This is a genomic window from Pseudomonas sp. FeS53a (genome assembly GCF_000931385.1).
Classification (GTDB): Bacteria; Pseudomonadota; Gammaproteobacteria; order Pseudomonadales; family Pseudomonadaceae; genus Metapseudomonas; species Metapseudomonas otitidis.
The window spans coordinates 54,271-80,478 of the sequence record NZ_JYFT01000061.1 but is presented as its reverse complement, the minus strand read 5'-3'; the positions used below and the strand labels follow the sequence as shown (position 1 = coordinate 80,478).

The 26,208-nt window shown below is 63.4% G+C and carries 26 protein-coding genes; 20 read left to right on the top strand and 6 right to left on the bottom strand.

Translation table 11 applies throughout. The features are described 5' to 3' along the window. Nucleotides 1–31: 31 nt before the first annotated feature. Nucleotides 32–583: a DNA-3-methyladenine glycosylase I gene (locus SZ55_RS19310; RefSeq protein ID WP_044410075.1), complete on the bottom strand. Its 552-nt coding sequence runs from the start codon at nucleotides 581–583 to the stop codon at nucleotides 32–34. Nucleotides 584–664: 81 nt separating this feature from the next. On the opposite strand from SZ55_RS19310, the gene glyQ reads away from it, so the two are divergent. From glyQ to SZ55_RS19290, 4 genes are read left to right on the top strand one after another with little or no spacing between them, the layout of a single operon-like run. Further along, nucleotides 665–1,612 (top strand): glycine--tRNA ligase subunit alpha, encoded by a 948-nt coding sequence (glyQ, locus tag SZ55_RS19305; RefSeq protein ID WP_044410072.1) that lies wholly within the window; start codon nucleotides 665–667, stop codon nucleotides 1,610–1,612. Continuing rightward, nucleotides 1,609–3,663: a glycine--tRNA ligase subunit beta gene (gene glyS / locus SZ55_RS19300; RefSeq protein ID WP_044410069.1), complete on the top strand. Its 2,055-nt coding sequence runs from the start codon at nucleotides 1,609–1,611 to the stop codon at nucleotides 3,661–3,663. Before glyQ ends, glyS begins: the two co-directional genes overlap by 4 nt. Nucleotides 3,664–3,715: 52 nt before the next feature. Continuing rightward, complete coding sequence (gene gmhB, locus SZ55_RS19295; protein ID WP_044410067.1) at nucleotides 3,716–4,246, top strand: D-glycero-beta-D-manno-heptose 1,7-bisphosphate 7-phosphatase; 531 nt, start codon at nucleotides 3,716–3,718, stop codon at nucleotides 4,244–4,246. A 15-nt stretch (nucleotides 4,247–4,261) separates the two neighbouring features. Continuing rightward, a complete protein-coding gene (locus SZ55_RS19290) occupies nucleotides 4,262–5,035 on the top strand; it encodes a lysophospholipid acyltransferase family protein (RefSeq protein WP_044410063.1) in 774 nt (257 codons plus the stop codon). Nucleotides 5,036–5,166: 131 nt separating this feature from the next. On the opposite strand, the gene SZ55_RS19285 is transcribed toward SZ55_RS19290, so the two are convergent. The 5 genes from SZ55_RS19285 to dnaA form a co-directional block, all read right to left on the bottom strand. Continuing rightward, nucleotides 5,167–5,364 (bottom strand): hypothetical protein, encoded by a 198-nt coding sequence (locus tag SZ55_RS19285; protein WP_044410060.1) that lies wholly within the window; start codon nucleotides 5,362–5,364, stop codon nucleotides 5,167–5,169. A gap of 81 nt (nucleotides 5,365–5,445) precedes the next feature. Continuing rightward, nucleotides 5,446–7,866, bottom strand: coding sequence for a DNA topoisomerase (ATP-hydrolyzing) subunit B (gene gyrB / locus SZ55_RS19280; RefSeq protein ID WP_044410057.1), 2,421 nt, complete (start codon nucleotides 7,864–7,866; stop codon nucleotides 5,446–5,448). Continuing rightward, the gene (recF, locus tag SZ55_RS19275) at nucleotides 7,863–8,972 is read right to left on the bottom strand and encodes a DNA replication/repair protein RecF (protein WP_044410054.1); all 1,110 of its coding nucleotides are present in this window, start codon (nucleotides 8,970–8,972) and stop codon (nucleotides 7,863–7,865) included. Before recF ends, gyrB begins: the two co-directional genes overlap by 4 nt. A gap of 8 nt (nucleotides 8,973–8,980) precedes the next feature. Further along, nucleotides 8,981–10,084: a DNA polymerase III subunit beta gene (gene dnaN, locus SZ55_RS19270; protein WP_044410051.1), complete on the bottom strand. Its 1,104-nt coding sequence runs from the start codon at nucleotides 10,082–10,084 to the stop codon at nucleotides 8,981–8,983. Between the two features lie 38 nt (nucleotides 10,085–10,122). Beyond that, the gene (dnaA, locus tag SZ55_RS19265; protein WP_044410048.1) at nucleotides 10,123–11,589 is read right to left on the bottom strand and encodes a chromosomal replication initiator protein DnaA; all 1,467 of its coding nucleotides are present in this window, start codon (nucleotides 11,587–11,589) and stop codon (nucleotides 10,123–10,125) included. A 527-nt stretch (nucleotides 11,590–12,116) separates the two neighbouring features. Here dnaA and rpmH point away from each other — a divergent pair. From rpmH to atpG, 16 genes are all read left to right on the top strand, one after another. After that, nucleotides 12,117–12,251 carry a 50S ribosomal protein L34 gene (gene rpmH, locus SZ55_RS19260; protein ID WP_003458028.1) on the top strand — a complete coding sequence of 45 codons (135 nt, stop codon included), beginning with the start codon at nucleotides 12,117–12,119 and terminating at the stop codon, nucleotides 12,249–12,251. 14 nt (nucleotides 12,252–12,265) lie between these two features. Further along, nucleotides 12,266–12,670, top strand: a complete 405-nt coding sequence (rnpA, locus tag SZ55_RS27605) for a ribonuclease P protein component (protein ID WP_074969836.1) — start codon at nucleotides 12,266–12,268, stop codon at nucleotides 12,668–12,670. Beyond that, nucleotides 12,663–12,908 carry a membrane protein insertion efficiency factor YidD gene (gene yidD, locus SZ55_RS27600; protein ID WP_074969834.1) on the top strand — a complete coding sequence of 82 codons (246 nt, stop codon included), beginning with the start codon at nucleotides 12,663–12,665 and terminating at the stop codon, nucleotides 12,906–12,908. The genes rnpA and yidD overlap by 8 nt, the downstream gene beginning before the upstream one ends. A gap of 2 nt (nucleotides 12,909–12,910) precedes the next feature. Next, a complete protein-coding gene (gene yidC / locus SZ55_RS19250) occupies nucleotides 12,911–14,593 on the top strand; it encodes a membrane protein insertase YidC (protein ID WP_044410039.1) in 1,683 nt (560 codons plus the stop codon). 71 nt (nucleotides 14,594–14,664) lie between these two features. Beyond that, nucleotides 14,665–16,032, top strand: coding sequence for a tRNA uridine-5-carboxymethylaminomethyl(34) synthesis GTPase MnmE (gene mnmE, locus SZ55_RS19245; protein WP_044410037.1), 1,368 nt, complete (start codon nucleotides 14,665–14,667; stop codon nucleotides 16,030–16,032). Nucleotides 16,033–16,548: 516 nt separating this feature from the next. Beyond that, nucleotides 16,549–18,441: a tRNA uridine-5-carboxymethylaminomethyl(34) synthesis enzyme MnmG gene (mnmG, locus tag SZ55_RS19240; protein ID WP_044410034.1), complete on the top strand. Its 1,893-nt coding sequence runs from the start codon at nucleotides 16,549–16,551 to the stop codon at nucleotides 18,439–18,441. Next, nucleotides 18,441–19,088, top strand: coding sequence for a 16S rRNA (guanine(527)-N(7))-methyltransferase RsmG (gene rsmG / locus SZ55_RS19235; RefSeq protein ID WP_044410031.1), 648 nt, complete (start codon nucleotides 18,441–18,443; stop codon nucleotides 19,086–19,088). Before mnmG ends, rsmG begins: the two co-directional genes overlap by 1 nt. A 17-nt stretch (nucleotides 19,089–19,105) precedes the next feature. Beyond that, a complete protein-coding gene (locus SZ55_RS19230) occupies nucleotides 19,106–19,894 on the top strand; it encodes a ParA family protein (RefSeq protein ID WP_044410028.1) in 789 nt (262 codons plus the stop codon). 9 nt (nucleotides 19,895–19,903) lie between these two features. Then, entirely contained in the window at nucleotides 19,904–20,776 is an 873-nt protein-coding gene (locus SZ55_RS19225) for a ParB/RepB/Spo0J family partition protein (protein WP_044410025.1), read from the top strand. 147 nt (nucleotides 20,777–20,923) lie between these two features. Then, entirely contained in the window at nucleotides 20,924–21,331 is a 408-nt protein-coding gene (locus SZ55_RS19220) for a F0F1 ATP synthase subunit I (RefSeq protein WP_044410022.1), read from the top strand. Between the two features lie 16 nt (nucleotides 21,332–21,347). Then, on the top strand, nucleotides 21,348–22,217 hold the full coding sequence (gene atpB, locus SZ55_RS19215) for a F0F1 ATP synthase subunit A (protein WP_044410020.1): 870 nt from the start codon (nucleotides 21,348–21,350) through the stop codon (nucleotides 22,215–22,217). Nucleotides 22,218–22,400: 183 nt separating this feature from the next. After that, a complete protein-coding gene (atpE, locus tag SZ55_RS19210; protein ID WP_003457994.1) occupies nucleotides 22,401–22,658 on the top strand; it encodes a F0F1 ATP synthase subunit C in 258 nt (85 codons plus the stop codon). Nucleotides 22,659–22,706: 48 nt separating this feature from the next. Continuing rightward, entirely contained in the window at nucleotides 22,707–23,177 is a 471-nt protein-coding gene (locus SZ55_RS19205) for a F0F1 ATP synthase subunit B (RefSeq protein WP_044410014.1), read from the top strand. A gap of 12 nt (nucleotides 23,178–23,189) precedes the next feature. Then, nucleotides 23,190–23,726 carry a F0F1 ATP synthase subunit delta gene (locus SZ55_RS19200; protein WP_044410011.1) on the top strand — a complete coding sequence of 179 codons (537 nt, stop codon included), beginning with the start codon at nucleotides 23,190–23,192 and terminating at the stop codon, nucleotides 23,724–23,726. 21 nt (nucleotides 23,727–23,747) lie between these two features. Then, on the top strand, nucleotides 23,748–25,292 hold the full coding sequence (gene atpA / locus SZ55_RS19195) for a F0F1 ATP synthase subunit alpha (protein ID WP_044410008.1): 1,545 nt from the start codon (nucleotides 23,748–23,750) through the stop codon (nucleotides 25,290–25,292). A gap of 50 nt (nucleotides 25,293–25,342) precedes the next feature. After that, complete coding sequence (gene atpG / locus SZ55_RS19190; protein WP_044410005.1) at nucleotides 25,343–26,203, top strand: F0F1 ATP synthase subunit gamma; 861 nt, start codon at nucleotides 25,343–25,345, stop codon at nucleotides 26,201–26,203. Nucleotides 26,204–26,208 lie beyond the last annotated feature (5 nt).

Sequence of the window (26,208 nt, the reverse complement as noted above, 5' to 3'; positions counted from 1 at the left end):
CGTGACGCGCGCTCAGGTGCGGGACGGACCGTCAGCCCGCCAGGAGCGGATGCCGGTCGCAGTCGAGGGTGTGGTCCATGACCATGCCGGTGGCCTGCATGAAGGCGTAGCAGATGGTCGGCCCGACGAAGGTGAAGCCCAGCTTGCGCAGCGCCTTGCTCATCGCCTCGGCCTCGGCCGTCACCGCCGGCACCTCGCTTCGGTCGGCGAAGCGGTTGATCCGTGGTGCGCCGCCGACGAAGGACCAGAGCAGGGCGGAGGGGTCCTCCAGGCGCAGCCAGGCCTGGGCGTTCTGCCGGGCCGCGCGCAGCTTGGCGCGGTTGCGGATGATGCCCGGGTCCTGCATGCGCACCTCGACTTCCTCGTCGGTCATCTGCGCCAGGCGCTGTGGGTCGAAACCGAACAGCACCTCGCGGTAGCGGGCACGCTTCTTCAGCACCGTGATCCACGACAGGCCGGCCTGGAAACCCTCCAGCAGGAGCATCTCGAACAGCGCCCCGGCATCCCGTTGGGGCACGCCCCATTCCTGGTCGTGGTAGGCGATGTAGAGGGGGTCTTCGTTGCACCAGAAGCAGCGTGGCATAAGGCTTTCCATGCGGTTGCGGCGGGTCGGATCGGGTATACTCGCGCCCTTTCAGTCGAATACCCAGCACAGGTGAAATTCGTGAGCCAGACTACGCCCGCCGTGCGCACCTTCCAAGACCTGATCCTCGCCCTGCAGCAGTACTGGGCCGAGCAGGGCTGCGTGGTGCTCCAGCCCTACGACATGGAAGTGGGCGCCGGTACCTTCCACACCGCCACCTTCCTCCGCGCCATCGGCCCGGAGACCTGGAACGCCGCCTACGTGCAGCCCTCGCGCCGCCCCACTGACGGCCGCTACGGCGAGAMCCCCAACCGCCTGCAGCACTACTACCAGTTCCAGGTGGTCCTGAAGCCCAACCCGGAGAACTTCCAGGAGCTGTACCTGGGCTCCCTGAAGGCCATCGGCATCGACCCGCTGGTGCACGACATCCGCTTCGTCGAGGACAACTGGGAGTCCCCCACCCTCGGCGCCTGGGGCCTGGGTTGGGAAATCTGGCTGAACGGCATGGAAGTCACCCAGTTCACCTACTTCCAGCAGGTCGGCGGCATCGAGTGCTACCCGGTGACCGGCGAGATCACCTATGGCCTGGAGCGCCTGGCCATGTACCTGCAGGGCGTGGACTCGGTCTATGACCTGGTGTGGACCGACGGCCCCTTCGGCGTGGTCACCTACGGCGACGTGTTCCACCAGAACGAGGTGGAGCAGTCCACCTTCAACTTCGAGCACGCCAACGTGCCGAAGCTGTTCGAGCTCTTCGACTTCTACGAGAGCGAGGCCAACCGCCTGATCGAGCTGCAGCTGCCGCTGCCGACCTACGAGATGGTCCTCAAGGCCTCCCACACCTTCAACCTGCTGGATGCCCGCCGCGCCATCTCCGTGACCGAGCGCCAGCGCTACATCCTGCGCGTGCGCACCCTGGCCCGCGCCGTGGCCCAGAGCTACCTGCAGGCGCGCGCGCGCCTGGGCTTCCCCATGGCGACCCCCGAACTGCGTGACGAAGTACTGGCCAAGCTGGAGGCGGCAGAATGAGTGCACAAGATTTCCTCGTCGAACTGGGCACCGAAGAGCTGCCGCCCAAGGCCCTCAAGTCCCTCGGTGACGCCTTCCTCGCCGGTATCCTCGGCGGCCTCAAGACGGCCGGCCTGAGCCACGGCGCCGCCCGCGTCTACGCCGCGCCGCGCCGCCTGGCGGTGCTGGTCGAGCAACTGGCCACCCAGCAGCCCGACCGCAGCGTCAACCTCGACGGCCCGCCGCTGCAGGCCGCCTTCGACGCCGCCGGCAACCCGACCCAGGCCGCCCTCGGCTTCGCCAAGAAGTGCGGCGTCGACCTGGCCCAGATCGACACCAGCGGGCCGAAGCTGAAGTTCAGCCAGACCATTCCCGGCCAACCCGCCAAGGGCCTGCTGGCTGGCATCGTCGAGGCCTCCCTGGCCGCCCTGCCGATTCCCAAGCGCATGCGCTGGGCTGCTCGCCGCGAAGAGTTCGTGCGCCCGACCCAGTGGCTGGTGATGCTCTTCGGCGATGACGTGGTGGACTGCGAGATCCTCGCCCAGAAGGCGGGCCGCGAGTCCCGTGGCCACCGCTTCCACAACCCCGCGAACATCCGCATCAGCAAGCCTTCCAGCTACCTGGAGGACCTGCGCGCCGCCTACGTGCTGGCCGACTTCGCCGAGCGCCGCGAGCTGATCGCCAAGCGCGTCGACCAACTGGCTGCCGAGCAGAAGGGCAGCGCCGTGGTACCGGCGGACCTGCTGGACGAGGTGACGGCACTGGTCGAGTGGCCGGTGCCGCTGGTGTGCTCGTTCGAGGAGCGCTTCCTCGAGGTGCCCCAGGAAGCCCTGATCACCACCATGCAGGACAACCAGAAGTACTTCTGCCTGCTGGATGCCAACGGCAAGCTGCTGCCGCGCTTCATCACCGTGGCCAACGTCGAGAGCAAGGACCCGGCGCAGATCATCTCGGGCAACGAGAAGGTCGTGCGTCCGCGCCTGACCGACGCGGAGTTCTTCTTCAAGCAGGACAAGAAGCAGAAGCTGGAAACCTTCAACGAGCGCCTGAAGAACGTGGTGTTCCAGGCCCAGCTCGGCACCGTGTACGAGAAGGCCGAGCGGGTTTCCGCACTGGCCGCCCACATCGCCGAGCGCGTCGGCGCAGACCCGGTGAAAGCCGCCCGTGCCGGCATCCTCGCCAAGTGCGACCTGGCCACCGAGATGGTCGGCGAGTTCCCGGAGATGCAGGGCATCGCCGGCTACTACTACGCTCTGAACGATGGTGAAGCGGACGACGTCGCCCACGCCCTGAACGAGCAGTACATGCCGCGTGGCGCCGGCGCCGAGCTGCCGCAGACCCTGACCGGTGCTGCGCTGGCGGTGGCCGACAAGCTGGACACCCTGGTGGGTATCTTCGGCATCGGCATGCTGCCCACCGGCAGCAAGGACCCCTTCGCCCTGCGCCGCCAGGCCCTCGGCGTACTGCGCATCCTCATCGAGAAGAAGCTGGACCTGGACCTGGACGACGCCGTCGGCTTCGCCATCGCCCAGTACGGCGACAAGGTGAAGGCGGACGGCCTGGCCACCCAGGTGCTGGACTTCATCTTCGACCGCCTGCGCGCCCGCTACGAAGACGAAGGCGTGGACGTGGCGGTGTACCTCTCCGTCCGTGCCCTCAAGCCGACCTCCGCCCTGGACTTCGACCAGCGCGTGCAAGCCGTGCAGGCCTTCCGCGCCCTGCCCGAAGCCGCCGCCCTGGCCGCCGCCAACAAGCGCGTCTCCAACCTGCTGGGCAAGGCCGAAGGCGAAGTTCCGGCCGTGGTCGACAGCGCCCTGCTGCAGGAAGACGCCGAGAAGGCCCTTGCCGCAGCCGTGGCAGAGGCCGAGCGTGCCGTGGCCCCCATGGCAGCCGCCCGGTGCTACAGCGAAGCTCTGGGCCGCCTGGCGAGCCTGCGCGAGCCGGTGGATGCGTTCTTCGAGGCGGTGATGGTCAACGTCGATGACGCAGCCGTCCGTGCGAACCGCTACGCCCTGCTGGCGAAGCTGCGCGGCCTGTTCCTCGGCGCCGCCGACATCTCCGTTCTCGGCTAAAGGCTGAGCCAACCGCAGGCGCCACGCCTGCGGTTGGCTGCCAGGACGTACCATGAAATTGCTCATCCTCGACCGCGACGGCGTCATCAACCATGACTCCGACGCCTACATCAAAAGCCTCGATGAATGGATCCCGATCCCGGGCGCCATCGAGGCCATTGCGCGCCTCTCGCGTGCGGGCTGGACCGTGGCCGTGGCCACCAACCAGTCGGGCATCGCGCGTGGCTACTACCCCCTGGAAACCCTCGACGCCATGCATGGGCGGCTGCGTGAGCGGGTGGCGGAGCAGGGCGGCGACGTCGGCCTGATCGTCCATTGCCCCCACGGGCCCGACGACGGCTGCGACTGCCGCAAACCCAAGCCGGGCATGCTGCTGCAGATTGCCGAGCACTACGGCGTACCGTTGGGCGGCATCTGGTTCGTCGGCGACAGTAGCGGTGACCTGGAGGCGGCCAGAGCCGTCGATTGTCAGCCTGTGCTGGTTAGAACCGGCAAGGGCGAGCGAACCCTGGCCAAAGGCGTGCCCGGGGACGTCCTCGTATTCGACGACCTGGCGGCCGTCGCCAACCATCTCCTCAGTTAGCCAAGGCAAGGAACCATGACGACAGTGCAGGCCATCAGAACCGTCCTCTTCTACCTGCTGCTGTCGTCCAGTGCCTTCGTCTGGGGCACGATCAGCTTCCTGGTCGCACCCTTCCTGCCGTTCCGCGCACGCTACCGCTTCGTGATCTGGCGCTGGTGCCGCTTCGCGGTCTGGCTGGCCAAGGTGGTGGCGGGTGTCGACTACCGCGTTGGGGGCATGGAGAACATCCCGCAGACGCCCTGCGTGATCCTCTCCAAGCACCAGAGCACCTGGGAAACCTTCTTCCTCTCCGGCTTCTTCGAACCCCTCAGCCAGGTGGTGAAGCGCGAGCTGCTCTACGTGCCGTTCTTCGGCTGGGCAATGGCCCTGCTGCGCCCCATCGCCATCGACCGCAGCAACCCCAAGGCTGCGCTCAAGCAGCTCGCCAGCCAGGGCGACGAGCGCCTGCGCCAGGGGGCCTGGGTGCTGGTGTTCCCGGAAGGAACCCGGGTTCCGGTGGGGCAGATGGGCAAGTTCTCCCGCGGCGGCACTGCACTGGCAGTCAACGCAGGGCTGCCGGTGTTGCCGGTAGCGCACAACGCCGGGCTGTTCTGGCCCAAGGTGGGCTGGGCCAAGTACCCCGGCACCATCCAGGTGGAGATCGGCCCGGCGATGTACGCAGAAGGGGAGGGGCCTCGTGCCATTGCCGAGCTGAACGACCGCGCCTACGCCTGGGTCGAGCAGGCCCAGCAGCGGATCGAAGGCGCCGCGCCCCAGCCTGTGGAAGCGGCGGACTCCACGCCTGCCTGATCTGTTGAAAAGCTGTGGATAAAAATACCGGCTATTGATTGTTTCCTGCCTGAGGCCCGCGTCAGTCGGGCCTCACAGCTTTTCCCTGGGAAACCGACGATTGGTGCATAAGCTGATTGCCCGGACGGGATTCAGCGCTTCAGGTAGCGCGATTCCAATGCATTGAAACAGCGCACCAGACGATCCCGCTCCACACCGGGAAATGCCTTCTCGAACTGCACCATCAGCACGCCGACCTTTACCCTGCCGCTGCGCAGCTGTCGCTCCAGATAGTCCATCAGCACGTCATCGCTGACGAGCGCCTCCGGCAAGCCTGGGGTTTCCTGCATGACGCGCACTCCTTTCCTGTTCCCAATAAAAAGCCCCGGCACAGGGCCGGGGCTGGAAGCATAGCCAAGCACTCGGGTGGGTTACACGTCGAGGTTGGACACCGCCAGGGCGTTGCTCTCGATGAAGTCGCGACGGGGTTCCACCGCATCGCCCATCAGGGTGTTGAAGATCTGGTCCGCGGCGATCGCGTCCTCGATGGTCACCTTGAGCATGCGGCGGACGTTCGGGTCCATGGTGGTTTCCCACAGCTGCTCCGGGTTCATCTCGCCAAGGCCTTTGTATCGCTGGATGGTGTGGCGCTTGGTGCTCTCGGTCATCAACCAGGCCAGGGCGTCCTTGAAGCTGCTGACGGGTTTGCGACGCTCGCCACGCTGCACGTAGGCCCCCTCTTCCAGCAGGCTGTTGAGCTGCTCGCCGAGGGTAGTGACCTGGCGGTAATCATTGCTGGCGAAGAAGTCGCGGTTGAAGGTCACGTAGTGCGACAGGCCATGAGCGGTCTGCTGGACTTCGGGCAGCCACAGGTGGCGCTCGCGGTCTTCACGCAGGCTGATGGAGTAGGTCAGGCCGGACTTCTCCGCACCCTTCAGGCGCTCTTCGAACTGCTTGAGCCAGCCCTCCATCGCGCCCTGGTCGGACAGCTGCTCCACGCTGACGCGGGGCAGGTAGACCATGTGCTCGGTGAGCTCCTGCGGGTACAGGCGGGACAGGCGCTTGAGGGTGCGCATGACGGCGCGGTATTCGTTGACCAGACGCTCCAAGGCTTCGCCCGACAGGCCCGGGGCGTTTTCGTTGACGTGCAGGCTGGCGTCTTCCAGGGCCGACTGGGTCATGTACTCGTCCATGGCCTCGTCGTCCTTGATGTACTGCTCCTGCTTGCCACGCTTGACCTTGTACAGCGGCGGCTGGGCGATGTAGACGTAGCCGCGCTCGATCAGCTCCGGCATCTGACGGAAGAAGAACGTCAGCAGCAAGGTACGGATGTGCGAACCGTCCACGTCGGCGTCGGTCATGATGATGATGTTGTGGTAGCGCAGTTTCTCGATGTTGTACTCCTCGCGCCCGATCCCGCAGCCCAGCGCGGTGATCAGGGTGCCGACTTCCTGGGAGGACAGCATCTTGTCGAAACGGGCCTTTTCCACGTTGAGGATCTTGCCCTTCAGCGGGAGGATGGCCTGGGTCCTACGGTTGCGCCCTTGCTTGGCCGAGCCACCCGCGGAGTCACCCTCCACGATGTAGAGTTCGGAAAGGGCAGGGTCCTTCTCCTGGCAGTCGGCGAGCTTGCCGGGCAGGCCGGCGATGTCCAGGGCGCCCTTGCGGCGTGTCATCTCGCGGGCCTTGCGCGCAGCCTCACGGGCGCGGGCGGCATCGATCATCTTGCCGACGACAGCCTTGGCTTCGTTGGGGTTCTCCAGCAGGAAGTCGGCGAAGTACTTGCCCATTTCCTGCTCGACGGCAGTCTTCACCTCGCTGGAGACCAGCTTGTCCTTGGTCTGCGAGCTGAACTTCGGATCCGGCACCTTGACCGAGATGATGGCGGTCAGGCCTTCACGGGCATCGTCGCCGGTGGTGGCGATCTTGTACTTCTTCGCCAGGCCTTCCTGCTCGATGTAGTTGTTCAGGTGACGGGTGAGGGCAGAGCGGAAGCCTGCCAGGTGGGTACCGCCGTCACGCTGGGGAATGTTGTTGGTGAAGCAAAGGATGTTCTCGTTGAAGCTGTCGTTCCACTGCAGCGCCACCTCGACACCCACGCCGTCTTCTTCGCGCTGGATGTTGAAGTGGAAGACCTCATTGACGATGGTCTTGTTGGTGTTCAGGTACTCAACGAAGGCCTTCAGGCCGCCCTCGTACTTGAACATCTCTTCCTTCCCACTGCGCTCGTCACGCAGGAGGATGCCCACGCCGGAGTTGAGGAAGGACAGTTCGCGCAGACGCTTGGCGAGGATGTCCCAGCTGAAATGGATATTGGTGAAGGTCTCGGCAGAGGCCTTGAAGTGCACCTCGGTGCCGGTTCCGTCGGTCTCGCCAACGGCACGCAGGGCGAACTGGGGAACGCCGTGGCGATAGATCTGCTCCCAGACCTGGCCTGCACGGCGAATGGTCAGGCGCAGCTCCTCGGACAGGGCGTTGACCACGGAAACCCCCACGCCGTGGAGGCCGCCGGACACCTTGTAGGTGTTGTCATCGAACTTACCGCCGGCGTGGAGCACGGTCATGATGACCTCGGCAGCGGAGACCCCTTCTTCCTTGTGGATATCCACCGGAATACCCCGGCCGTTGTCACGGACGGTGATCGACTCATCGGTGTGGATGGTGATGCTGATCTCGGAGCAGTAACCCGCCAGGGCTTCGTCGATGGAGTTGTCCACCACTTCGAAGACCATGTGGTGCAGACCGGTCCCATCGTCGGTATCGCCGATGTACATACCCGGGCGCTTGCGTACGGCGTCCAGTCCCTTCAGCACCTTGATGCTGGAAGAGTCGTACGTGTTGTTCTCGCTCATGCTTCACTCCGATGATCAAAGGTCTGGGTGATACCACCATGTTCCACGTGGAACATGGCTACCGGCGTATCCGTTCGCCAGCCGTCCCTCATTAGTTCGTGATCGACGCAGGTGATGAATACCTGGCAATCCAATTCGTCCAGCAAACGGCAAAGGGCGCGCCGGTGCTGTTCATCCAGTTCAGACGGAAGGTCGTCCACCAGATAGATGCATTGGCCATGTTTGGCCTGGTTGAGCAGGTGCCCCTGGGCGATGCGCAACGCGCACACCACCAGCTTCTGCTGGCCTCGGGAAAGAATCTCGGCGGCATTGTGCCCACCTAATCGCAACCGCAGGTCGGCACGCTGGGGGCCGGCTTGGGTATGCCCCATTTGCTGGTCGCGGAGAAGGGAAGTGGCCAGCACATCGGCAAGCTCCTTGTCCTTGTCCCATCCGCGGTAATAGCTGAGGGTGAGCCCTTCGATCTGTACCAGCTCCTGCAGGGTGCGCTCGAAAACCGGCTTCAACGCCTGGATATAGGCTCGTCGATAGCCATCGATTTCCGCACTCGCGAGGGTCAGTTCACGGTCCCAGACCGCCTGCGAAACGGCGTCAAGTGTACCATGCCGGAGCCACGAGTTCCGATGCCTCAGGGCCTTCTGCAGGCGCTGCCAGGCGGGGAGAAAACGAGGTTCCACGTGGAACACTCCCCAGTCGAGAAACTGCCGACGAATCTTTGGAGCACCTTCCAGAAGACGGAAGCTGTCCGGATTGATGACTTGAAGCGGCAAGGTCTCGGCAAGCTGAGCAGCGCTCTTGGCATTCTGCCCGTCGATGCGAATATGGAACTCCCCGTTCCGTTCCCGGGATATGCCCAGGCTGCTGCTACGCCCCTCCAGGAGTTCGACCTGGCCGAAGACGGTACAGGCTGGCTGGTCGTGCTGGATGACAGGCTGCAGCTTGTTGCTGCGAAAGGATCGGGCAAGCCCGAGCAGGTAGATGGCTTCGAGCAGGCTGGTCTTACCGCTGCCGTTGTCGCCATGGATGATGTTGATGCGGGGGGAAGGGGAGAGCGTCACCGGGTGCAGGTTTCGCACCGCGGTGACGGTGACGCGGCTGAGGGACATCGAGCGTGTTACAGGCGCATCGGCATGACGACATAGGAGGAGTCGTCGTTGTCGGCTTCCTGGAGCAGGGCACTGCTGTTGGAATCGGACAGGATGAGGCGCACCTGGTCGGTGGTCATCACACCCAGCACGTCGAGCAGGTAGCTGACGTTGAAACCGATCTCCAGGTTGCTGCCACCGTACTCGACGGCCACTTCCTCTTCCGCCTCTTCCTGCTCCGGGTTGTTGGCCTGGATCTTCAGCAGACCGGCCGCCAGTTGCAGGCGAATGCCGCGGTACTTCTCGTTGGACAGGATCGCGGTGCGGCTGAAGGCCTCACGCAGCGCCTGGCGATCACCGACGACCAGCTTGTCGCCGCCACGGGGCAGCACACGCTCGTAGTCCGGGAACTTGCCGTCGACCAGCTTGGAGGTGAAGGTGAACTCGCCGGTGGTGGCGCGGATGTGGTGCTGGCCAAGCACAATGCGGACTTCGCCATCCTGCTCTGTGAGCAGGCGCGCCAGTTCGAGGATGCCCTTGCGCGGCACGATCACCTGGTGGCGATCCACACCTTCGATGCCGGCCTGCATGGCGCACATCGCCAGGCGGTGGCCATCGGTGGCAACGGCGCGCAGCACGCCGGCGTTCACTTCCAGCAGCATGCCGTTGAGGTAGTAGCGCACGTCCTGCTGGGCCATGGCGAAACTGGTGCGTTCGATCAGGCGACGCAGCTTGCTCTGCACCAGGCTGAAGTTCAGCGAGCCCGGGCCCTCTTCCACGGTGGGGAAGTCATTGGCAGGCAGGGTGGAGAGGGTGAACTTGCTCCGGCCGGCCTTGATCAGCAGCTTCTGCTCGTCGACGCGGATATCGATCAGCGCATCGCTGGGCAGGCTCTTGCAGATGTCCATCAGCTTGCGCGCCGGTACGGTGATCTCACCCGGCTCAGCCGCTTCTTCGAGGACTACGCGCCCGACCAGCTCGACCTCAAGGTCGGTACCGGTCAGCGACAGCTGCTGGCCTTCAACCACCAGCAACACATTGGAGAGGACCGGCAAGGTCTGGCGGCGCTCGACGACGCCGGCGACCAGTTGCAGGGGTTTCAACAGGGCTTCGCGTTGAATGGTGAAATGCATGGTCTAGTCCCTTGCCTCAATGGGCTGCGCTTGAACGGTCACGTGGTCAGTGTACGCAGCAGGTTCTTGTAGTCCTCGCGGATATCCGCGTCGGATTCCCTGAGTTCCGCAATCTTACGACAGGCATGCAGAACAGTCGTGTGGTCTCGTCCACCAAAGGCGTCGCCGATTTCCGGCAAGCTGTGGTTGGTCAGTTCCTTGGACAGTGCCATGGCCACCTGGCGCGGCCGCGCGACGGAGCGCGAGCGGCGCTTGGACAGCATGTCCGACATCTTGATCTTGTAGTACTCGACGACGATGCGCTGGATGTTGTCGATGCTGACCAGCTTGTCCTGCAGGGCCAGCAGGTCCTTCAGGGATTCACGGATCAGCTCGATGGTGATCTCGCGCCCCATGAAGTGCGCGTGGGCGATGACCCGCTTGAGCGCACCTTCCAGCTCACGGACGTTCGAGCGGATGCGCTGGGCGATGAAGAACGCGGCATCGTGGGGCAGGTCGACCTTGGCCTGCTCGGCTTTCTTCATCAGGATCGCCACACGGGTCTCCAGCTCCGGCGGCTCCACTGCCACCGTCAGGCCCCAGCCGAAACGGGACTTCAGGCGCTCCTCGAGCCCCTCGATCTCCTTTGGATAGCGGTCACTGGTGAGGATCACCTGTTGGCCGCCCTCCAGCAGGGCGTTGAAGGTGTGGAAGAACTCCTCCTGGGAACGCTCCTTGCGGGCGAAGAACTGGATGTCGTCGATGAGCAGCGCGTCCACCGAGCGGTAGAAGCGCTTGAACTCGTTGATCGCATTCAGCTGCAGCGCCTTGACCATGTCAGCGACGAAACGCTCGGAGTGCAGGTAGACGATTTTCGCATTGGGGTTCTTCTTCAGCAGGTGGTTACCCACCGCGTGCATCAGGTGGGTCTTGCCGAGGCCCACGCCCCCATAAAGGAAGAGCGGGTTGTAGCCGTGCTTCGGGTTGTCCGCCACCTGCCAGGCTGCAGCACGGGCCAACTGGTTGGACTTGCCTTCGACGAAGTTCTCGAAGGTGAAGGTGCGGTTCAGGTAGCTGGTGTGCTTCAACGCCCCCTCGACCTGCACCGAGCGCTCCGTGCGAACGGCGGGCGGTGCCGAGACGGAGGCGAGCGGATCGAGGCTCGCGCGGCTTTCCTCGACGGTCTCGACACGCTGTGCAGCCACCGGCGCAACGGGCGCAGGGGTGATCACAGGTGGCGCGGAAACCGGAACGGGCGCGACACGGGGCGGCGGTGGGTTGCGCTTGCTGCCGATCAGCAACGACAGCGCAGGCGCCAGGCCATTGCCTCGCTCACTGAGCAACTCCAGCAGGCGACCCATGTACTTTTCGTTGACCCAGTCCAATACGAAACGATTGGGGGCGTAGACCCGGAGTTCGTCACCCTCGGCCTCGACCTGCAACGGACGGATCCAGGTGTTGAATTGCTGGGCGGGCAGTTCGTCGCGCAGAAGATCGACGCACTGCTGCCAAAGTTCCACTGACACGGATGTCCCCCAGGTAGGAAAGGAGTGCGGTGAAAAAGCTGGCGCATAGTGTAGCGGTCAGCGGCCAAGTTATCCACATGCAATTCGTCGATTCGCCAAGGAAAATCAATGTCTTATTGACGCACCACGCAGCACCTGGGATAGCCCGTGAAAGCTGTGGATAACGACCGCTTAGCTCGGTATACAAGGCCCTGGATAACCCAGTGCACAAAGACCCTGTGGACAACAGACCGATTTATGCCCCGCTTGCCAACAGCCCCGGCACAGCTGCTCCCCGACTTGCTGACAGGCTTTTCCCGGGCCAGCTTGTGCGCAACCCGGCCCCTTGAGGCAGTTTTCCACAGGCAGAGGGGCTCACTACATTTATAAGCTCATTCATCCTTCTTTAATCCGTCTTCTTTTCTATCTATTCCTGCCTGGGATTCATCGCTGGTTGGAAATTGACCTGCTCACGCCATTTCTCTAGAATTGCCGGTCTCTTAAACGGGGGCCACCTCGGCCCGTTGTGATCAACCAGGTAACGAATCATGAAACGCACTTTCCAGCCCAGCACCCTCAAGCGCGCTCGTACCCACGGTTTCCGTGCTCGTATGGCCACCAAGAACGGCCGCCAAGTCCTGTCGCGTCGCCGCGCCAAGGGCCGCAAGCGCCTGACCGTCTGATTCACCCGGAACAGGTGGTGAGTCGAGGCTTCGGCCGGGAAAAGCGACTACTGGTCCCCCGGCAATTCAAGGCGGTCTTCGACTCCCCTTCCGGCAAGGTCCCCGGCAGGAATGTCCTGCTGCTCGCACGCGACAACGCCCTCGATCATCCCCGCTTGGGCATGGTGATCGGCAAGAAGAGCGTCAAGCTGTCCGTCGAGCGCAACCGCCTCAAACGCCAGATACGCGAATCCTTCCGCCACAACCTCGAGTTGCTGGCCGGTTGGGACATCGTGATCGTGGCCAAGCGAGGCCTGGGCGATCTGGAGAACGAAGAGCTCAAGCAGCAATTCGGCAAACTCTGGAAGCGCCTTGCACGCAGCCGGCCTCGCCCTGAGTCTCCGACCGAACCAGGGATGGCCGACACCCCTCATGCGTAAACTGGCCCTCGTTCCGATCCAGTTCTATCGCTACGCCATCAGCCCGCTGATGGCCAGTCACTGCCGCTTCTATCCCAGCTGTTCCTGTTATGCACAGGAGGCCATCGAACGTCATGGCGTCCTGCGTGGTGGCTGGCTGACCCTGCGTCGACTGGGTCGCTGTCACCCCTGGAACCCCGGCGGCTATGACCCGGTTCCCCCTGCCAACACATCCCAATCCTCTTCGATGGCCGAGTAATCATGGATATCCAACGCTCGATCCTGATAGTCGCCCTGGCGATCGTGTCCTACCTCATGGTTCTCCAGTGGAACCAGGACTACGGCCAGGCCGCACTGCCGACCACCAGCACCGCTGCCTCCAGTGCACCGTCTTCCCTGCCGGAAACCGGTTCGCCGGCCCAACGCAGCAGCGACGACGTGCCCACCGCCGAGGGACCTGGCCAGGCCAGCGCCCCCATGACGGCACAGAGCGCGCCGAGCAACGAGCTGATCCGTGTCGACACCGACGTGCTGAACATCGCCATCGATCCGAACGGTGGTGACATCGTCCAGCTGACGCTGCCGAAGTACCCCCGTCGCCAGGATCACCCGGATGTTCCGTTCCAGCTGTTCGACAACGGCAACGAGCGTACCTACCTGGCCCAGAGCGGTCTGATCGGTGCCAACGGCCCGGATGGTCGTGCCAGCGGCCGCCCGATGTATGCCTCTGCCCAGCGCCAGTACAAGCTGGCCGACGGCCAGGATCAGCTGGTGGTCGACCTGACCTACAGCGACGCCGGTGTGAACTACACCAAGCGCTTCACCTTCACCCGCGGCCAGTACGACCTCAAGGTGACCTACCGCATCGACAACCAGAGCGGCCAGCCCTGGACCGGCAACCTCTATGCCCAGCTCAAGCGTGACGGTAGCGGTGATCCGTCCTCCAGCACCGCCACCGGCGTCTCCACCTACCTGGGTGCAGCTGTTTGGACCCCGAGCGAGCCCTACAAGAAGATTTCCATCAAGGACATCGACAAGCAGGAGTTCAAGGAAACCGTCGATGGCGGCTGGGTCGCCTGGCTGCAGCACTACTTCGTGACGGCCTGGATTCCTGAAAAAGGCCAGACCAGCATCATCCAGACCCGCAAGGACACCAAGGGCAACTACATCGTCGGTTTCGTCGGCTCCAGCCTCAACGTCGCCGCGGGTGGCCAGGGTGAAAGCTCGGCCGTGCTGTACGCCGGTCCGAAGATCCAGAACCACCTGAAGGAACTGTCCCCAGGCCTGGAACTGACCGTCGACTACGGCTTCCTGTGGTTCATCGCCCAGCCGATCTTCTGGCTGCTGCAACATATCCACAGCCTGATCGGCAACTGGGGCTGGTCGATCATCGCCCTGACCGTGCTGATCAAGCTCGCCTTCTTCCCCCTCTCCGCCGCCAGCTACAAGTCCATGGCCCGCATGCGTGCCGTGTCGCCCAAGCTGCAGGCGCTGAAGGAACAGTTCGGTGACGATCGCCAGAAGATGTCCCAGGCGATGATGGAGCTGTACAAGAAAGAGAAGATCAACCCGCTGGGCGGCTGCCTGCCGATCCTGGTGCAGATGCCGGTGTTCCTGGCCCTGTACTGGGTACTGCTGGAAAGCGTCGAGATGCGCCAGGCCCCCTGGATGTTCTGGATCACCGACCTGTCGATCAAGGATCCGTTCTTCATCCTGCCGATCATCATGGGCGCCACCATGTTCATCCAGCAGCACCTGAACCCGACCCCGCCGGATCCGATGCAGGCCAAGGTCCTCAAGCTGATGCCGGTGATCTTCACCTTCTTCTTCCTGTGGTTCCCGGCCGGCCTGGTGATCTACTGGGTGGTCAACAACTGCCTGTCCATTGCACAGCAGTGGTACATTACGCGGCAGATCGAAGCGTCCACCAAGGCCAGTGCCTGACGCCAGAACCGCCTGAAAAAAGACGCCCCCATCGTGGGGCGTCTTGCTATCCGCTCGTTGAAGGAGAGCCCATGAACGCGCCCCGTGAAACCATCGCCGCCGTCGCCACCGCCCAGGGTCGGGGTGGTGTCGGTATCGTGCGCGTCTCGGGTCCCCTGGCGGGACAGATCGGCGAGGCCGTCACCGGTCGCTCGCTCAAGCCCCGATTCGCCCATTACGGCGCCTTCCGGGACAGCGAGAACGGCGCCCTGGACGAAGGGCTTGCCCTGTACTTCCCCGGACCGAACTCCTTCACCGGGGAAGACGTCTTGGAGTTGCAGGGGCACGGCGGCCCCGTGGTGCTCGACCTGCTGCTCAAACGCTGCCTCGCGTTGGGCGCACGCCTGGCACGCCCTGGTGAGTTCAGCGAGCGCGCCTTCCTCAACGACAAGCTCGACCTGGCCCAGGCCGAGGCGATCGCCGACCTGATCGAAGCCAGCTCCGAACAGGCCGCGCGAAATGCCCTGCGCTCCCTGCAGGGCGCTTTCTCGGCTCGGGTACACGGGTTGACCGAGCGACTCATCCAGTTGCGCATCTATGTCGAGGCCGCCATCGACTTTCCGGAAGAGGAAATCGACTTCCTCGCCGATGGCCATGTGCTCGGCCTGCTGGACGGCGTTCGCACGGACTTATCCACAGTCCTCAAGGAAGCAGGGCAGGGCGCCTTGCTGCGGGACGGCATGACCGTGGTCATCGCCGGGCGCCCCAACGCCGGCAAGTCCAGCCTGCTGAATGCCCTGGCGGGGCGAGAGGCAGCCATCGTCACCGACATCGCCGGTACCACCCGAGACGTGCTGCGTGAACATATCCACATCGACGGCATGCCCCTGCACGTGGTGGACACCGCCGGCTTGCGCAGCACCGACGACCATGTGGAAAAGATCGGCGTGGAACGTGCCCTGAAGGCCATCAACGAGGCTGACCGCGTCCTGTTGGTGGTGGACGCCAGTGCACCGGAAGCGGCCGACCCCTTCGCTCTCTGGCCGGAGTTCCTCGACACCTCGCCCGACCCCGCGCGGGTGACGCTGATCCGCAACAAGGCGGACCTGAGCGGCGAAGCCGTGGGGCTGGAAATTTCCGCCGACGGCCACGCCACCCTGAGCCTCAGTGCACGCTCCGGCGCCGGCCTCGAGCTGCTGCGGGATCACCTCAAGGCCTGCATGGGCTACGAGCAGACCGCCGAGAGCAGCTTCAGCGCCCGCCGCCGGCACCTGGAATCCCTGCGGCAGGCCAGCACCCATCTGGATCATGGCCGTGATCAGCTCACCCACCTGGGCGCTGGCGAGCTGCTGGCGGAAGACCTGCGCCTTGCACAGCAGGCCCTGGGCGAAATCACCGGTGCATTCAGCTCCGACGACCTCCTGGGCCGGATCTTCTCCAGCTTCTGCATCGGCAAGTAGCCGCTCCCCCCTCCACGACCACTTCCCCCTCCCCATGCTGCCAACTCACGGCAGCGTGGAATGGGCGCCTGCGCGCCGAATAAACCCTGTTGATAACCTGGCCTGAACCCCGTCCATAACCCTGGGTAAAAGACGGAGGATAACTGCCCTGTGAATAAGATCATTTTTAATCCACAGGCCCGACACGGGCATCCCCCAGGAAACCGCCAGGAACTCGACAGGCTTATCCTTGGCTACACGCATTGTGTTTAGGGGCTGACAGGTACTTATCCACAGAAAGGTGCTTCACCATACATAAACACAAGAACAAGCTCTTTAAGAAATTCTCTTCTCTTTTCTTTTTTCTACCCACGAGGTTTTTCCACAAGACGGGTTAATCAGGGGAAGCGGGTGTGGAAAACTTACGGAATCACCAATTGGCTATTTTTTGTGCAGAAGGCTTCATTCAAGAAGGCTAAATCCCTATACTTGCCGCCTTCCCTATTTCCCCCTTCCAGAACAGGCACGAGGTGCGTGGTGGATTTCCCTTCCCGTTTTGACGTGATCGTGATCGGCGGCGGTCATGCCGGTACCGAGGCCGCGCTGGCATCCGCCCGCATGGGCGTTAAGACCTTGCTGCTGACCCATAACGTCGAAACCCTGGGCCAGATGAGCTGCAACCCGGCCATCGGCGGCATCGGCAAGAGCCACCTGGTCAAGGAAATCGATGCATTGGGTGGCGCCATGGCCACTGCCACCGATCTGGGCGGCATTCAGTTCCGCGTACTCAACAGCCGCAAGGGCCCGGCAGTACGCGCTACACGTGCCCAGGCTGACCGTGTCCTCTACAAGGCGGCGATTCGCGAGATCCTGGAAAACCAGCCGAACCTGTGGATATTCCAGCAGGCCTGTGACGACCTGATTGTGGAAAACGACCAGGTGAAGGGCGTCGTAACTCAGATGGGCCTGCGCTTCCATGCCGAATCCGTGGTACTGACCACTGGCACCTTCCTCGGCGGACTTATCCACATCGGGCTGCAGAACTATTCAGGTGGTCGTGCCGGCGACCCGCCGTCCATCGCCCTGGCTCATCGCCTGCGTGAGCTGCCCCTGCGGGTCGGACGCCTGAAGACCGGCACCCCGCCGCGCATCGATGGCCGCTCCGTCGACTTCTCGGTGATGACCGAGCAACCCGGCGATACGCCGATCCCGGTGATGTCCTTCCTGGGCAACAAGGAGCAGCACCCGCGCCAGGTCAGCTGCTGGATCACCCACACCAATGCCCGCACCCACGAGATCATCGCCAGCAACCTCGACCGCTCGCCGATGTACTCGGGGGTCATCGAAGGGGTCGGCCCGCGCTACTGCCCGTCGATCGAGGACAAGATCCACCGCTTCGCCGACAAGGACAGCCACCAGGTGTTCCTCGAGCCGGAAGGCCTGACCACCCACGAGCTGTACCCGAACGGCATCTCCACCTCGCTGCCCTTCGATGTGCAACTGGACATCGTCCGCTCCATCCGCGGCATGGAGAACGCCCACATCGTGCGTCCCGGGTACGCCATCGAGTACGACTACTTCGACCCGCGCGACCTCAAGTACAGCCTGGAGACCAAGGTCATCGGCGGCCTGTTCTTCGCCGGGCAGATCAACGGCACCACCGGCTACGAAGAGGCCGGTGCACAGGGCCTGCTGGCCGGCGCCAACGCCGCGCTGCGTGCCCAGGGCCGTGAAGCCTGGTGCCCGCGTCGTGACGAGGCCTACATCGGCGTGCTGGTGGATGACCTCATCACCCTGGGCACCCAGGAGCCCTACCGCATGTTCACTTCGCGGGCCGAGTACCGGCTGATCCTCCGCGAGGACAACGCCGACCTGCGCCTGACCGAAAAAGGTCGCGAACTGGGTCTGGTGGACGACCGTCGCTGGGCCGCCTTCGAGGCCAAGCGCGAGGGCATCGCCCTGGAAGAGCAGCGCCTGAAGAGCACCTGGGTACGCCCCGGTACGCCCCAGGGCGATGCCATCGCCGAGCGTTTCGGCACGCCGCTCACCCACGAGTACAACCTGCTCAACCTGCTCAGCCGCCCGGAGATCGACTACGCCGGCCTGGTGGAAGTGACCGGCAACGGCGCCGAGGATCCGCAGGTGGCCGAACAGGTGGAGATCAAGACCAAGTACGCCGGCTACATCGACCGCCAGCAGGACGAGATCGCCCGCCTGCGCGCCAGCGAGAACACCCGCCTGCCCGATGACCTGGACTACGCCGCCATCTCCGGCCTGTCTAAGGAGATCCAGCACAAGCTGGGCAACGCCCGTCCGGAGACCCTGGGGCAGGCCTCGCGCATCCCCGGCGTCACCCCGGCGGCCATCTCGCTGCTGCTGATCCACCTGAAGAAGCGTGGTGCCGGTCAGTCGCTGGAGAGAAGTGCCTGATGTCCCTCGTCACCTCCCGGCACGCCGAAGAACTGACCCAGGGCGCCGCGACCCTGGGCGTAGCGCTTGATGCCCGTCAGCATGAGCTGCTGATGGGCTACCTGGCCCTGCTGATCAAGTGGAACAAGGCCTACAACCTCACCGCGGTGCGCAACCCGGACGAGATGGTGTCGCGCCATCTGCTGGACAGCCTCAGCGTGGTGCCCTTCGTCGCCGAGCGCGGCAATGACTGGCTCGACGTCGGCAGCGGCGGCGGCATGCCCGGCGTGCCCCTGGCGATCCTGTTCCCCGAGCGTCGCTTCACCTTGCTGGACTCCAACGGCAAGAAGACCCGCTTCCTCACCCAGGTGAAGCTGGAGCTCGGTCTCGACAACCTCGGTGTGGTCAACGCACGCGTCGAAGCCTTCCGTCCGGAGCAACCCTTCGCCGGCATCGTCTCCCGCGCATTCAGTGCCCTGGAGGACTTCGCCAACTGGACCCGCCACCTGGGCGACCGCGACACCCACTGGCTGGCCATGAAGGGACTGCGCCCGGATGACGAACTGGCGCGCATGCCCGAAGACTTCAAGGTCGAAGCGGAGCACACCCTCGCGGTTCCCGGTTGCCAAGGCCAACGCCATCTGCTGATACTGCGCCGCACGGAATGAAGGGGGGTAAGGCAGCCATGGCCAAGGTATTCGCGATCGCCAACCAGAAGGGCGGAGTGGGCAAGACCACCACCTGCATCAACCTGGCTGCGTCGCTGGTCGCGACCAAGCGTCGTGTCCTGCTGATCGACCTCGATCCCCAGGGCAACGCCACCATGGGCAGCGGCATCGACAAGCACGCCCTGGAGCATTCCATCTATGACGTCCTGATCGGCGAGTGCGACCTGGCCGACGCCATGCAGTTCTCCGAGCACGGTGGCTACCAGCTGCTGCCGGCCAACCGCGACCTGACCGCGGCCGAAGTGGCCCTGCTGGAAATGAAGATGAAGGAAAGCCGCCTGCGCTATGCCCTGGCACCGGTGCGGGAGAACTACGACTACATCCTCATCGACTGCCCGCCGTCCCTGTCGATGCTCACCATCAACGCCCTGGTGGCGGCCGATGGTGTGATCATCCCCATGCAGTGCGAGTACTACGCACTGGAAGGGCTGTCCGACCTGATCAACAGCATCCAGCGCATCGGCCAGTTGCTGAACCCCGAACTGAAGATCGAAGGCCTGTTGCGCACCATGTACGATCCGCGCATCAGCCTCACCAACGACGTCAGCGCCCAGCTCAAGGAGCACTTCGGCGACAAGCTCTACGACGCCGTCATCCCCCGCAACGTACGCCTCGCCGAGGCACCCAGCTTCGGCATGCCGGCGCTGGTGTACGACAAGCAATCCCGTGGCGCCATCGCCTACCTTGCGCTGGCTGGCGAAGTGGTTCGCCGACAGCGCGCCGGCGCCAGAACAGCTACCGCATAAGGAAACCGCATGGCAGCGAAAAAACGAGGCCTGGGTCGTGGCCTGGACGCCCTGCTGGGCGGCAACAACGCCACCGTCCTGCAGGAGGAGGCCAGCAAGGCCGATACTCGCGAGCTGCAGAACCTGCCTCTGGACCTGATCCAGCGCGGCAAGTACCAACCCCGCCGGGACATGGATCCCACCGCCCTCGAAGAGCTGGCCCAGTCGATCAAGGCCCAGGGCGTCATGCAACCCATCGTGGTGCGCCCCATCGGTGGCGGCCGCTTCGAGATCATTGCCGGTGAGCGCCGCTGGCGTGCCAGCCAGCAGGCCGGTCTGGACCGCATCCCGGCCCTGGTGCGTGAGGTACCGGACGAAGCCGCCATCGCCATGGCGCTGATCGAGAACATCCAGCGTGAAGACCTCAGCCCGATCGAAGAGGCCGTGGCGCTTCAGCGCCTGCAGCAGGAGTTCCAGCTCACCCAGCAACAGGTGGCCGAAGCGGTGGGCAAGTCCCGCGTCACCATCACCAACCTGCTGCGCCTGATCGGCCTGCCGGAAGAGGTGAAGACCCTCCTGGCCCATGGCGACCTGGAAATGGGCCATGCCCGTGCACTGCTCGGCCTGCCCCTGGAACGCCAGGTGGAAGGCGCGCGACATGTTGTCGCACGCGGGCTCACCGTGCGCCAAACCGAGGCACTGGTGAGGCAGTGGCTGAACACCCGCGAGAAGCCTGTCGAAGCGGTCAAGTCCGACCCGGACATCAGCCGGCTCGAACAGCGCCTGGCTGAGCGCCTGGGCGCTCCGGTGCAGATCAAGCACGGGCAGAAGGGCAAGGGACAACTGGTGATCCGCTACAACTCCCTCGACGAATTGCAGGGTGTCCTGGCCCACATCCGCTGAAACATCTGGGCATGTAGCGGATAGTCGGATTTCACTACCGGGCAGTTGAACGGGGGGGGTTAGGCCCCTATACTCTGCGCGCAATTTTGTCGGCACAAAGTATGCCAAGTCATTGATTCAAGGCGCCGACTCAGAGGACATGCTGCGATGGATATCCGCACGCCGAATCGCTTGCCCTTCCATCGTCTACCGGTCTTCCCGGTGCTGCTCGTCCAAGGGGTCGTATTGCTGATCGTCACCGTCGTTCTCTGGCAGTGGCGCGGCACGGTCGCCGGGTACTCTGGCTTGTGCGGTGGGCTTATCGCCTGGTTGCCGAACCTGTACTTCGCCCACAAGGCCTTCCGCTACAGCGGGGCCCGGGCAGCCCAGGCGATCGTCCGGTCGTTCTACGCCGGCGAGATGGGCAAGCTGATTCTGACGTCAGTGCTCTTCGCACTGACGTTTGCAGGCGTGAAACCACTGGAGGCGCCGGCCCTGTTCGGTGCCTTCCTGCTGACGCAATCGGTCAGCTGGTTCGCTCCCCTGCTGATGAGAACAAGATATTCGAAACCTTAGGGCGTTTGAGGCAAACATGGCAGAGCAAACCGCTTCGGGCTATATCCAGCACCACCTGCAAAACCTGACCTTCGGTAAGCTGCCGTCCGGCGAGTGGGGCTTCGCCCACACCGCCGAACAAGCCAAGGAAATGGGCTTCTGGGCGTTCCACGTGGACACCCTGGGCTGGTCCATCGGCCTCGGTCTGCTGTTCGTCTTCCTGTTCCGCATGGCGGCCAAGAAGGCCACCTCCGGCGTTCCCGGTGGCCTGCAGAACCTGGTGGAAGTGATGGTCGACTTCGTCGACACCAACGTCAAAGACACCTTCCACGGCCGTAACCCGCTGATCGCCCCGCTGGCGCTGACCATCTTCGTCTGGATCTTCCTGATGAACGCCATCGACCTGGTCCCGGTGGACTGGATCCCGATGCTGGCCGCCAAGATCTCCGGCAACGAGCACCTGTTCTTCCGCGCCGTACCGACCACCGACCCGAACGCGACCCTGGGCATGGCCTTCTCCGTGTTCGCCCTGATCATCTTCTACAGCATCAAGGTGAAAGGCATCGGCGGCTTCATCGGCGAACTGACCCTGCACCCCTTCAGCAGCAAGAACATCGCCGTGCAGATCCTGCTGATCCCGGTGAACTTCCTGCTCGAATTCGTCACCCTGATCGCCAAGCCGATCTCCCTCGCCCTGCGTCTGTTCGGCAACATGTACGCCGGCGAACTGGTGTTCATCCTGATCGCCGTGATGTTCGGTGCCGGCATCCTGCTGCTCAGCGGCCTCGGCATCGCCCTGCAGTGGGCGTGGGCCGTGTTCCACATCCTGATCATCACCCTGCAGGCCTTCATCTTCATGATGCTGACCATCGTCTACCTGTCGATGGCGCACGAAGACAACCATTGATAGCGCGCGGCGCCTCCTGGCTGTCTTCCCCACGGGGAGGAACAGCAGGAGGCGTCTCAGGCTAGCGATGGTCCCGCCGCAGTCCGCGCGGGAATGCCCGAAAGGGCGATGGGAACACCAAAACGATTTCGTTCTACCGCTTCACTTAAACCTAACCAACACGACATAAAGTCGGGAGGAAAAATGGAAACTGTAGTAGGTCTCACCGCGATCGCCGTAGCTCTGCTGATTGGTCTGGGTGCCCTGGGTACCGCTATCGGCTTCGGTCTGCTGGGTGGCAAGTTCCTGGAAGGCGCTGCTCGCCAGCCGGAAATGGTCCCGATGCTGCAGGTCAAAATGTTCATCGTCGCCGGCCTGCTGGACGCCGTGACCATGATCGGCGTTGGTATCGCTCTGTTCTTCACCTTCGCTAACCCGTTCATTGCTCAGGTAGCCCAGTAATCCCTTCCTTAGGGAATTGGACTGACAACGAACGAGCGAGGTGTTGGCGTGAATATTAATGCAACCCTGATCGGCCAGTCCGTCGCGTTCTTCATCTTCGTACTGTTCTGCATGAAGTTCGTGTGGCCTCCGGTCATCACGGCACTGCGCGACCGTCAGAAGAAGATCGCCGACGGCCTGGACGCTGCCAACCGCGCGGCTCGTGACCTGGAGCTGGCCCACGAGAAAGTGGCCCAGCAACTGCGCGAGGCCAAGACTCAGGCAGCTGAAATCATCGAGCAAGCCAAGAAGCGTGCTACCCAGATCGTCGACGAAGCTCGCGATCAGGCCCGCACCGAAGGCGAGCGCCTCAAGGCGCAGGCTCAGGCCGAGATCGAGCAGGAACTCAACGGTGTCAAAGACGCGCTGCGTGCCCAACTGGGTAGCCTGGCCGTCAGCGGTGCCGAGAAGATCCTGGGTGCCACTATCGATCAAAACGCGCACGCGGAGCTGGTTAACAAACTGGCCGCCGAAATCTAAGCGAGGGCGATCATGGCAGAACTGACCACGCTGGCCCGACCTTACGCCAAGGCGGCTTTCGAGTACGCCCAGGCCCATCAGCAGCTGGCCGCCTGGTCGGCCATGCTTGGCCTGGCCGCTGCGGTGTCTCAGGACACCACCATGCAGCAGGTGCTCAAAGCCCCGCGTCTGACGAGCGAAGAGAAAGCCAACACCTTCATCGAGGTGGTTGGCGACAAATTCGATGCTCAGGTAGGCAATTTCATCCGCGTCCTCTCCGAAAACGGCCGCATCGGCCTGTTGCCGGAGATCGTCGAACTGTTCGAGCTGTACAAGGCCGAGCAGGAGAAGTCGATCGACGTGGAAGTCACCAGTGCCTTCGCATTGAACACTGAACAGCAAGACAAACTCGCCAAGGTTCTCAGCGCTCGGCTTGGCCGGGAAGTGCGACTGCACGCTGCGGAAGACACCAGCCTCATCGGCGGTGTCGTGATCCGTGCCGGCGACCTGGTTATCGATGGCTCGGTTCGCGGCAAGATCGCGAAGCTGGCCGAAGCGTTGAAATCTTGAGTTTGAAGGGGCAGCAGAGCAATGCAGCAACTCAATCCTTCCGAAATTAGTGAAATCATCAAGGGGCGTATCGAGAAACTCGACGTCTCTTCCCAAGCCCGCAACGAAGGCACCATCGTCTCCGTCTCCGACGGTATCGTCCGCATCCACGGCCTGGCCGACGTGATGTACGGCGAGATGATCGAGTTCCCGGGTGGCGTCTACGGCATGGCATTGAACCTGGAGCAGGACTCCGTAGGTGCCGTGGTACTGGGCAGCTACCTGAGCCTGGCCGAAGGCATGAGCGCCAAGTGCACCGGCCGCATCCTGGAAGTCCCGGTTGGTCCGGAACTGCTGGGCCGCGTCGTCGACGCACTGGGCAACCCGATCGATGGCAAGGGCCCGATCAATGCCAAAGCCACCGACGCTGTCGAGAAAGTGGCTCCGGGCGTGATCTGGCGTAAGTCGGTCGACCAGCCGGTACAGACCGGCTACAAGTCGGTTGACGCCATGATCCCGGTCGGCCGTGGCCAGCGCGAGCTGATCATCGGTGACCGTCAGATCGGCAAGACCGCCCTGGCTGTCGACGCCATCATCAACCAGAAGAACAGCGGCATCCGCTGCGTCTACGTAGCCATCGGTCAGAAGCAATCGACCATCGCCAACGTCGTACGCAAGCTGGAAGAAACCGGCGCCCTGGCCAACACCATCGTGGTGGCTGCCTCGGCTTCCGAATCCGCTGCGCTGCAGTTCCTGGCTCCCTACGCCGGCTGCACCATGGGCGAATACTTCCGCGACCGCGGTGAAGACGCCCTGATCGTCTACGATGACCTGTCCAAGCAGGCCGTCGCCTACCGCCAGATCTCCCTGCTGCTGCGCCGTCCGCCGGGCCGCGAAGCCTACCCGGGTGACGTGTTCTATCTCCACAGCCGCCTGCTGGAGCGCGCATCCCGCGTTTCCGAGGAATACGTCGAGAAGTTCACCAACGGCGAAGTGAAAGGCAAGACCGGTTCCCTGACCGCCCTGCCGATCATCGAAACCCAGGCTGGTGACGTTTCCGCGTTCGTTCCGACCAACGTGATCTCCATCACCGACGGTCAGATCTTCCTGGAATCCGCCATGTTCAACTCGGGTATCCGTCCGGCCGTCAACGCCGGTATCTCGGTATCCCGCGTGGGTGGCGCCGCCCAGACCAAGATCATCAAGAAGCTGTCCGGTGGCATCCGTACCGCACTCGCCCAGTACCGTGAACTGGCGGCCTTCGCCCAGTTCGCCTCCGACCTGGACGAAGCCACCCGCAAGCAGCTGGAGCACGGTCAGCGCGTTACCGAGCTGATGAAGCAGAAGCAGTACGCGCCCATGTCCATCGCTGACATGTCCGTGTCCCTGTACGCTGCCGAGCGTGGCTTCCTGACCGATGTGGACGTGAACAAAGTTGGCGCCTTCGAAGCAGCCCTGCTGGGTTACTTCAACCGTGAGCTGGCCGCACTGATGGCCAAGATCAACGAGAAAGGTGACTTCAACGACGAAATCGACGCAGGCATCAAGTCCGGCATCGAGAAGTTCAAGGCCACCCAAACCTGGTAAGCCGCAGCGGGGGCCCCAGGGCCCCCGCCTGCTAACCCGAAAGGTGTCAAATGGCAGGCGCAAAAGAGATTCGCAGCAAGATTGCGAGCATCAAAAGCACGCAGAAGATCACCAGCGCCATGGAAAAGGTGGCCGTCAGCAAGATGCGCAGGGCTCAGCAGCGCATGGCTGCCAGCCGTCCGTACGCGGAGCGCATCCGCCAGGTGATCGGTCATCTGGCCAACGCCAACCCCGAGTACCGCCACCCCTTCATGATCGAGCGCCCCGTCAAGCGCGTCGGCTATGTCGTGGTGAGTTCGGACCGTGGTCTGTGCGGTGGCTTGAACACCAACCTGTTCAAGGCCCTGGTCAAGGACATGGCGAGCAATCGCGAGCAAGGCGTGGAGATTGATCTCTGCGTGATTGGCAGCAAGGGTGCGGCGTTCTTCCGCAACTTTGGTGGCAATGTCGTTGCTGCGATCAGCCACCTCGGCGAAGAGCCGTCGATCAACGATCTGATCGGCAGCGTCAAGGTTATGCTCGATGCCTACCTCGAAGGTCGCATCGATCGTCTGTCCGTGGTTTCGAACAAGTTCGTCAACACCATGGTGCAGAAGCCCACTGTGGAACAGCTCGTTCCGCTGGTGGCGACTCCGGATGAAGCGCTCAAGCACCACTGGGACTACCTGTACGAACCCGACGCCAAGCAGCTCCTCGACGGGCTGATGGTGCGTTACGTGGAGTCGCAGGTGTACCAGGCGGTGGTCGAGAACAACGCCGCCGAGCAGGCTGCGCGGATGATCGCGATGAAGAACGCCACCGACAACGCCGGTGAACTGATCAGCGATCTGCAGCTGATCTACAACAAGGCGCGTCAGGCAGCGATCACCCAGGAAATTTCGGAAATCGTCGGCGGCGCTGCCGCGGTTTAAGAACG

Bases quoted from the DNA above. Each gene is read 5' to 3' on its own strand.
- SZ55_RS19310 (WP_044410075.1), bottom strand. From the start codon at position 583: ATGCCACGCTGCTTCTGGTGCAACGAAGACCCCCTCTACATCGCCTAC.
- glyS (WP_044410069.1), top strand. From the start codon at position 1,609: ATGAGTGCACAAGATTTCCTCGTCGAACTGGGCACCGAAGAGCTGCCG.
- gmhB (WP_044410067.1), top strand. From the start codon at position 3,716: ATGAAATTGCTCATCCTCGACCGCGACGGCGTCATCAACCATGACTCC.
- SZ55_RS19290 (WP_044410063.1), top strand. From the start codon at position 4,262: ATGACGACAGTGCAGGCCATCAGAACCGTCCTCTTCTACCTGCTGCTG.
- SZ55_RS19285 (WP_044410060.1), bottom strand. From the start codon at position 5,364: ATGCAGGAAACCCCAGGCTTGCCGGAGGCGCTCGTCAGCGATGACGTG.
- gyrB (WP_044410057.1), bottom strand. From the start codon at position 7,866: ATGAGCGAGAACAACACGTACGACTCTTCCAGCATCAAGGTGCTGAAG.
- recF (WP_044410054.1), bottom strand. From the start codon at position 8,972: ATGTCCCTCAGCCGCGTCACCGTCACCGCGGTGCGAAACCTGCACCCG.
- dnaN (WP_044410051.1), bottom strand. From the start codon at position 10,084: ATGCATTTCACCATTCAACGCGAAGCCCTGTTGAAACCCCTGCAACTG.
- rpmH (WP_003458028.1), top strand. From the start codon at position 12,117: ATGAAACGCACTTTCCAGCCCAGCACCCTCAAGCGCGCTCGTACCCAC.
- yidD (WP_074969834.1), top strand. From the start codon at position 12,663: ATGCGTAAACTGGCCCTCGTTCCGATCCAGTTCTATCGCTACGCCATC.
- yidC (WP_044410039.1), top strand. From the start codon at position 12,911: ATGGATATCCAACGCTCGATCCTGATAGTCGCCCTGGCGATCGTGTCC.
- mnmE (WP_044410037.1), top strand. From the start codon at position 14,665: ATGAACGCGCCCCGTGAAACCATCGCCGCCGTCGCCACCGCCCAGGGT.
- rsmG (WP_044410031.1), top strand. From the start codon at position 18,441: ATGTCCCTCGTCACCTCCCGGCACGCCGAAGAACTGACCCAGGGCGCC.
- SZ55_RS19230 (WP_044410028.1), top strand. From the start codon at position 19,106: ATGGCCAAGGTATTCGCGATCGCCAACCAGAAGGGCGGAGTGGGCAAG.
- SZ55_RS19225 (WP_044410025.1), top strand. From the start codon at position 19,904: ATGGCAGCGAAAAAACGAGGCCTGGGTCGTGGCCTGGACGCCCTGCTG.
- SZ55_RS19220 (WP_044410022.1), top strand. From the start codon at position 20,924: ATGGATATCCGCACGCCGAATCGCTTGCCCTTCCATCGTCTACCGGTC.
- atpB (WP_044410020.1), top strand. From the start codon at position 21,348: ATGGCAGAGCAAACCGCTTCGGGCTATATCCAGCACCACCTGCAAAAC.
- atpE (WP_003457994.1), top strand. From the start codon at position 22,401: ATGGAAACTGTAGTAGGTCTCACCGCGATCGCCGTAGCTCTGCTGATT.
- SZ55_RS19200 (WP_044410011.1), top strand. From the start codon at position 23,190: ATGGCAGAACTGACCACGCTGGCCCGACCTTACGCCAAGGCGGCTTTC.
- atpA (WP_044410008.1), top strand. From the start codon at position 23,748: ATGCAGCAACTCAATCCTTCCGAAATTAGTGAAATCATCAAGGGGCGT.
- atpG (WP_044410005.1), top strand. From the start codon at position 25,343: ATGGCAGGCGCAAAAGAGATTCGCAGCAAGATTGCGAGCATCAAAAGC.